Source organism: Peribacillus sp. NPDC058002, assembly GCF_042886655.1.
In the GTDB taxonomy this organism is placed as follows: domain Bacteria; phylum Bacillota; class Bacilli; order Bacillales; family DSM-1321; genus Peribacillus; species Peribacillus aracenensis.
Map to the genome: position 1 here is coordinate 1 of NZ_JBHVQU010000190.1, position 6996 is coordinate 6996.

Genomic DNA, 6996 nt, shown 5'->3' on the forward strand with positions numbered 1-6996 from the left:
GACTCCGATGGAATATCTTGCATCGGGTCTTAAATTACATGGGGGAGCCATGGGAGGGATTGTAATTGCGTCCCAAGCCGTACGTAAGGCGGGAACCATACAAATAACAGGCGTTTATGGCGGACGTTATAATGGATTCCCCCTAGGAGATATTTTCCAAAGAAACGTGGATATTAAAACCGGACAGGCTCCTGTTATTCCATATATGCCCTACCTTTATAAACTAATATCAGAAGGAAAAGTAGATCCTGGCGATGTTGTAACCCATGTACTTCCAATTGACCAAGCAAAGCATGGGTATGAAGTATTTGATACAAGGACAGATGGATGTATTAAAGTGGTCCTTAAGCCATAAAGATGGTTGTTTTCATTTGGAAAAATAGATTTTACAACTATGGGTATGGACTATGAGTAAGAAGGGAAGGTATCAAACCCTTTTTTAAATTTTTTGGAGTAATTTTTACTTCTGTATGAAATACGCATAGAAGAAGATTTAAGAAAAGTGAACACCCCTGTCTTGAGAGGTACATTTACCTTATTCAAATTAAGCACAAGAAAAGACGATTTTGCCCACATTAAGGGAAAATCGTCTTTTTTTGGTGCTCTAAGCTATCTTTTTTCAGAGGTTTTTTCATTAAGTAAAACCCACGACCTACAAAAACTAAAAGTGGCAAATTAGTTATAGGGTTATTGTTTCTTTTACTTTTTTCGTTTGGATTTATATCATATACTCTTTCTTTTCTTTGGAGATCAAAATCAGAAAAGGTTATAGCAATAAGTGGACTCATTCTGCGAATCATTCGGCATATACTCTTTTATAGTAAAATCCTTAACAATCGTGATAGGAATTTTAGTTTGTTATTTTGATTTACCAAATGTTTTTTTAAAAAATTCAAATCCAATCGATCCATCAACTTTCAAAACAAGAGAAGCATCAAAAGGCTTCTTTTCTTTTGCCTTTGGTTTCATACCTTTGATCACACTTGTTTTCTTGTTGGTGCATAAATCTTTCACATGTTTTTCTGTCACTTTCTTTAAGCGTTTGAGAGGGGAATGTCTGTTTACACCCACTTGCATATTCCGAGCATCCAAGTAAAATGAAATGTGATCAAAGCGTTACGATGACTGATATCCGAAGAAGATTATCCTTAATAGCTTCCAAATATTATCTCTTTGTCCTCTCCAATAAACGATCTATGGAATCCTGTATATGGCTGGAGATTGCAATCTCGGCTCTATATACATCCCTTGTCCGGATGGCCTCAATGATTTCCATATGTTCTGATGGTGCGTCTTTTTGGTCGATTTCACCTTTGACATGATAAAACCGGCCTATATGAAGATGGCAGTGCATGCCTTTATACGCTTCATATAAAAATGAGTTTCCTCCAGCTTGCATGATGGCATGGTGAAATTGTTGATCTAAATGAGTGAAATCGAGTATTTTTTTGTTGGAAGCACCTGTGTTTGTGGAAAACATTTCATCTGTAAGCGCGGCCATTTCTTCCGTCGCGCTTATATTATTTAAGCGGATCATATTACGGACCGCATGCGTCTCCAGTAATATCCGGGCCTCTAGCATTTTCGCCATATTTTCCGCATCTAATATGTCACTGACACGATACCCCTTATTCGGTTCCAAAACGACTAAGTTCTCGGAATGAAGTCGAGACAATGCTTCTCTGAGAGGTATGGCGCTAATGTTGATTTCCCGGGTTAAATGGCTGATATTGATTTTTTGGCCCGGTGATAAATCCCATTCAAAAATCTTTTCCTTTAATAAATTGTATACATATTCCGTTGTCTCTCCGCGTTCTTTTTCTTTTATCATCGAAATGCCCCTAACTTGAAAAAATTCTATGAGAAAAAGTGTTATTGCATATTGATGTAACAACCTAAATTATAACTGAAGCAACTTAAAACGTGTTTACCCTATCAGTAAGATAAGGTGAATCCATATTGATATCAAGAATAGACAGTTTGGAAAGAGACCGACTAGTCTGCTGGAAAGCTGTAAAAATATATCTTCCTTACTGATAATTATATATGATATTTAATAGAATTTGGGAGGATTATATATAAAATTATCCGGATAATTGTGAAAAAATTAATCTGTATTCATTATTTTTTGTTAAAAACACTGTAATATCAATGTTTTTTAATAATAGACAGAATTTTTTTAATTTTAAATGTTTACACAATTGTATATTATATGATATATTTTCGGAAACGATTACATATGATTTTTGAAATGGCATTCTATAAGATAAACAGTTTGCTAAAGAGCATTGATAGGCAGACAAAATCATGAATTTGAAATGAAAGCGCTTTATAGAGAGCGTTTTCCTGATTGAATTTATTCCATCTATTAGCAGAAATAACTGTGAAGTGAAAAAAGTGATCGTTATTTTTCAAAGGAGGAATCTTCAATGAGCACATCGCTTAGTCGAAAAAATGCACTTTATGGCCATTTCATAAATGGGCAATGGATATCCGATCAACATACAATCGCTGTTAAGAACAAATATAACAAAGAAGAAATTGCCCAGATTGGCAGGGCATCCCGCGAAATTGTTTCTGAAGCGGTGACCAATGCCTTGGAAACCTTTAATACGAGAAAGCTAGATTCCGATCAACGCTACGAGATTTTAATGCGTGCAGCGGAAATCGCGAAAGAAAGAAAAGAAGAGTTGGCGATGATTCTGGTTCAGGAAGTCGGTAAAGTATTGAAGGACGCCAGAGGGGAAATCGATAGAGGAATTCAAACAATGATTGCATCAGCGGAAGAAGCAAAACGGATTGCTGGTACGGGTGTCCCTTTGGGGCAGTCTGGAAATGACAATAAGATGGCTTTCACCATCCGGGTTCCTGTTGGAGTTATCGGTGCAATCACCCCGTTTAACTTCCCGTTCAATCTCACCATCCACAAGGTGGCACCTGCTTTGGCAGCGGGAAATACAATCGTGTTGAAGCCGGCTGAACTGACGCCGCTCATTGCATGCAAGATAGCAGAAATCTTTTCCGAAGCTGGATTGCCCGCAGGTTTTCTGAATGTGGTCAACGGGTTTGGGCAGGAAACAGGTCAATACCTTTTGGAGGATGAACGAATTGCGATGTTCACTTTTACAGGGAGTCCCGGCGTAGGCCGGCATATTAAGAGCAGTACGGGAATTCGTAAGGTTACCTTGGAATTAGGGAATAACTCCCCAAATATCATTCACAAGGATGTCCCTGATTTAGACAGAGCAGTTGAGCTCTGTGTCACGCGGGGGTATGTGAATGCAGGGCATCTACGTTCATAGAGATATCTGCGATGTGTTTGTGGAGAAGGCAGTCAAGGTGGCAAAGGGCTTGAAGGTCGGAAATCCTGCAGATCCTTCCACGGACATTGGTCCCATGATTTCCGAGAAGGAAGCAAGGCGTGCAGAGGAATGGATTCAGGAAGCCGGGCGTCTAGGGGCCAAAGTGGTATATGGAGGGAAAAGGAGGGAATCGATCCTGGAACCTACTATATTAATAGATGTGAAACCGGAAATGAAGGTAGTCTGCCAGGAAGTGTTCGCACCGGTGATCAGCATCATTCCTTTCGATAGAATCGAGGAGGCTTTCTATCAGGCCAATGATACGAAGTTCGGCTTACAAGTTGGTTTATTTACATCCGATATCACTTTGGCCATGCGGGCAACACAGGAACTTCATTTTGGCGGTGTGATCATCAATGATGTTTCTACATACCGTGCCGATATCATGCCGTATGGAGGCGTGAAGGACAGCGGAATTGGCAAAGAAGGACCGCATTATGCCATGCAAGAGATGACAGACGAAAAACTTGTCGTCATCAATCTATAGACTTTGGAGGTAAGGGATATGAGAAACACATGGGATTTTTATTCTACCGAAAGAATCGTATTTGGAAACGGGGCGATCGGGCAATTGGATTCAATCCTGCAAAGGCTAAAGGCGAAAAACATTTTGCTCGTTACTGACCCAGGGATCAAAAACGCTGGTATCGTGGACAGAATTTCATCGTTGTTGGAGCAAGCAAATTACGAAACAGTTATCTATGACCAGGTCGTACCGGAGCCGCCTGTACTTTCGGCGATGGACTGTTTTAAGTTTGCGGAATCTCAAATGGATATTGATGCAGTAATTGGCCTTGGCGGAGGAAGCAGCATTGATATGGCCAAAATCGTCGCCTTGTTGGTCGCCCATGGAGGGCATCCCCTGGATTATTATGGCGGGGAAAACCAGGTTCCCGGTCCAATCGCCCCTCTTGTAGCGATTCCGACGACGGCTGGAACCGGTTCGGAAGTGACATCAGTAGCGGTATTGACCGATGTGGAAAATAACCTGAAAGTTGGTATCTCGGATAACTACCTAAGACCAACCGTTGCTCTGCTTGATCCAGAATTAACGTTAGGGCTTCCCGCTTATGTTACAGCTTGTTCTGGAATTGATGCTCTGTCACATGCGATAGAGGCATACACAGCCAAACCTTCTGCATATATCCAGGCAGAAGGAAACATTTTATTCCAAGGTTCAATCCCCATTAGCGATGCACTCGCCTATAGAGCTATTGAATTGATTGCAACAAACCTGCCGCTTGCTGTGCAGCAAGGGAGCAATCTCGAGGCCCGTTCCAATATGCTAATGGGCAGCCTGCTTGCTGGAATGTCCTTTTCAAATGCAGGTACGGCTGCAGCCCATGCATTGGCTTACCCAATCGGAGGGCTTGTGAAGTCACCGCATGGAGAGGTGACCGGGCTCTTGCTTCCATATGTCATGGAATATAATGCAGTTGTAGAAACAGAAAAAATGGTGAGGATTTCCCAAGCATTCAATGTGAACTCGGATGGCCTCTCCGATAAGGAAGCCGCTTTGGCTGCTTCAAAAGCTGTGCTTACCCTGCTTGGGGAAATTGGACTGCCTACAAAGCTGACGGAGATTGGGATCAAAGAAGAGGATATTCCCGAAATTGCTGAGAAGACCCTCCAAATCGATCGCCTGATTCGGAATAACCCAAGAGTGCCAACCCAGCACAGTTTAGAAGAATTACTTAGAAAAGCTTTATAGATTACTTGGAGGAATGGTGTCCCTGGAAGGTTAAGCATCATTCATGATGGATTTGCAGACCGGGGCGGAAAGGGTTTCACTATCTAATAGAATATAAAAGGGGAGGAAGATGAAAATGTCACTTATGCCTTTTACATATAGTATGCCGACACGGGTGGAGTGCGGTAACGGAATATCTGGAAAAACAGGGGAACTAATTAAGGATTTAGGTGTATCGAGTGTGCTGATCGTAACAGATAAAGGGGTTAGAGGAGCCGGTCTCTTACAAGGCATTGAAAAATCCCTTGCTTCGGCAAACCTTTATTTTGAGATTTACGATGAGGTGGAGCCTAATCCATCGGCTCAAACAATCCAACAGGGTACAGTGTATCTTAACCAGCAAAAGCTGGAGGCGGTTCTGGCTGTAGGCGGAGGAAGCAGCATTGACACAGCCAAGGGCATCGCGGCAATGGCTACTAATCCCGGCCATATCCTGGATTATGAAGGAGTTGGAAAGATTTCCAACCATCCGCTCCCGATCATAGCAATCCCGACTACGGCTGGAACTGGCAGTGAAGCTACTAATTCGACAGTGGTAACGAATAAGGACACCTCTTTTAAATTAGGAGTACTTAGTTCACTTCTGTTTCCAAAGCTAGCTATATTGGATCCTGCCCTTACATTGAATTTGCCTCAAGAGATCACTGCAGCAACTGGTATGGATGCTCTTACTCATGCAATTGAATCTTATACCTCAAAATCTGCCAACCCTGTCAGCAAGGCTTTCGCGATGCAGGCCATTAAGATGATCGGTGAAAATTTAACGCGATCGTACTTTGTTGGAACGGACATGGAAAGCAGGGAAAACATGCTTGTAGCCTCCCTGTTAGCTGGTGCAGCCTTTTCACAATCCCGACTGGGTAATGTACACGCCATTTCCCATACATTTGGAGGAGTCTTTAATATCCCGCATGGAATCGCAAATGCGGCACTATTGCCATTCGTGATGAGATTCAATCTGCCGGCATGTGAAGACCAGTATAGGGAAATTGCAATAGCTTTAGGAATGGATGTAAGCGGTTTATCCAATGCGCAAGCAGCCGAGAAAGCAATCGAAACCATCGTCGAAATGAATCGGAGCATGAATATTCCTCTAAATATTAAAGAGCTTGGAGTCTCATTGGACGTTTTGCCGAAATTAGTGGAAGATTCCATGCGAAGCGGAAACGTGGTCGTTAATCCAAGGCTGACGAAGGCATCGGATATCCAACTGATTATAGAGAAGGCTTATGAGGGGGATTTTGAAGGTTTTAATAATGGTAATCGCAATGCAAGCAGTGCCAAAAGTTCAGAAACGGCCATCGTGAATGTATAAAAACCAATCAATTTGATAATCACCTGGAATTTCAGGGGATTTCGAATCAGTTTCCCCTTTTCAACTTTTTTCGGACATATGGATTTCCCGCAGCATTTTTTCTACCTGAATATAATTTTCTAATGAGGTGACGTATGAAAAAGACCAATGGAAGATGGCTTGTAGTGGTACTCCTTTTCGTCGCAACAACAATCAATTATATGGATAGGGCAATTCTTGGCATTGCAGGACCCTCGATGATGAAGGATCTTTCGCTTTCGGCAGTCGAATTCGGGATATTGGGGTCAGCGTTCTTTTGGTCGTATGCCTTAATGCAGATCCCGGTCGGGGTAATCGTTGATAAATTGGGGGCACGCTTAACGTATTCGATTGCCATCGTTTGGTGGTCGCTCTGTACGGTGTTTACTGGAATGGGACGTTCGCTTGGCGGACTGATCGGTATCCGCGTTTTAATGGGAATCGGAGAGGCTCCAGCGTTTCCGACCAATACGCGCGTTATTTCAGACTGGCTGCCGTCACACGAACGGGGCATTGCAAACGGGATTTTTAATTCTGGTACAGCTATCGGG

Annotated in this window: 6 protein-coding genes and 2 pseudogenes; 5 read left to right on the forward strand and 3 right to left on the reverse strand. The window is 42.3% G+C overall.

Annotated features, from left to right (window positions below):
- Positions 1-355 (forward strand): annotated as a pseudogene (locus ACFVSH_RS21080) (glutathione-dependent formaldehyde dehydrogenase); the annotation flags it as partial.
- 220 nt (positions 356-575) lie between these two features.
- Here the strand turns inward: ACFVSH_RS21080 and ACFVSH_RS21085 are convergent.
- The 3 genes from ACFVSH_RS21085 to ACFVSH_RS21095 all read right to left on the reverse strand — a co-directional run bounded on the left by ACFVSH_RS21085 (position 576) and on the right by ACFVSH_RS21095 (position 1831).
- Complete coding sequence (locus ACFVSH_RS21085) at positions 576-800, reverse strand: hypothetical protein (protein ID WP_387604305.1); 225 nt, start codon at positions 798-800, stop codon at positions 576-578.
- A 58-nt stretch (positions 801-858) separates the two neighbouring features.
- Entirely contained in the window at positions 859-1077 is a 219-nt protein-coding gene (locus tag ACFVSH_RS21090) for a topoisomerase C-terminal repeat-containing protein (RefSeq protein ID WP_387604307.1), read from the reverse strand.
- Positions 1078-1165: 88 nt separating this feature from the next.
- Complete coding sequence (locus tag ACFVSH_RS21095; RefSeq protein WP_387707669.1) at positions 1166-1831, reverse strand: GntR family transcriptional regulator; 666 nt, start codon at positions 1829-1831, stop codon at positions 1166-1168.
- 598 nt (positions 1832-2429) lie between these two features.
- On the opposite strand from ACFVSH_RS21095, the pseudogene ACFVSH_RS21100 reads away from it, so the two are divergent.
- The 4 genes and pseudogenes from ACFVSH_RS21100 to ACFVSH_RS21115 all read left to right on the forward strand — a co-directional run.
- Positions 2430-3849 (forward strand): annotated as a pseudogene (locus tag ACFVSH_RS21100) (aldehyde dehydrogenase family protein).
- A gap of 18 nt (positions 3850-3867) precedes the next feature.
- Positions 3868-5073, forward strand: coding sequence for a hydroxyacid-oxoacid transhydrogenase (locus ACFVSH_RS21105; RefSeq protein WP_387707671.1), 1206 nt, complete (start codon positions 3868-3870; stop codon positions 5071-5073).
- Positions 5074-5182: 109 nt separating this feature from the next.
- Positions 5183-6427: an iron-containing alcohol dehydrogenase gene (locus ACFVSH_RS21110; RefSeq protein ID WP_387604315.1), complete on the forward strand. Its 1245-nt coding sequence runs from the start codon at positions 5183-5185 to the stop codon at positions 6425-6427.
- 134 nt (positions 6428-6561) lie between these two features.
- Positions 6562-6996: MFS transporter (locus ACFVSH_RS21115; protein ID WP_387707672.1), on the forward strand; the 435-nt coding region annotated here is incomplete at its 3' end.

Bases quoted from the DNA above. Each gene is read 5' to 3' on its own strand.
- ACFVSH_RS21085 (WP_387604305.1), bottom strand. From the start codon at position 800: ATGATTCGCAGAATGAGTCCACTTATTGCTATAACCTTTTCTGATTTT.
- ACFVSH_RS21110 (WP_387604315.1), top strand. From the start codon at position 5,183: ATGAAAATGTCACTTATGCCTTTTACATATAGTATGCCGACACGGGTG.
- ACFVSH_RS21090 (WP_387604307.1), bottom strand. From the start codon at position 1,077: ATGCAAGTGGGTGTAAACAGACATTCCCCTCTCAAACGCTTAAAGAAA.
- ACFVSH_RS21105 (WP_387707671.1), top strand. From the start codon at position 3,868: ATGAGAAACACATGGGATTTTTATTCTACCGAAAGAATCGTATTTGGA.
- ACFVSH_RS21095 (WP_387707669.1), bottom strand. From the start codon at position 1,831: ATGATAAAAGAAAAAGAACGCGGAGAGACAACGGAATATGTATACAAT.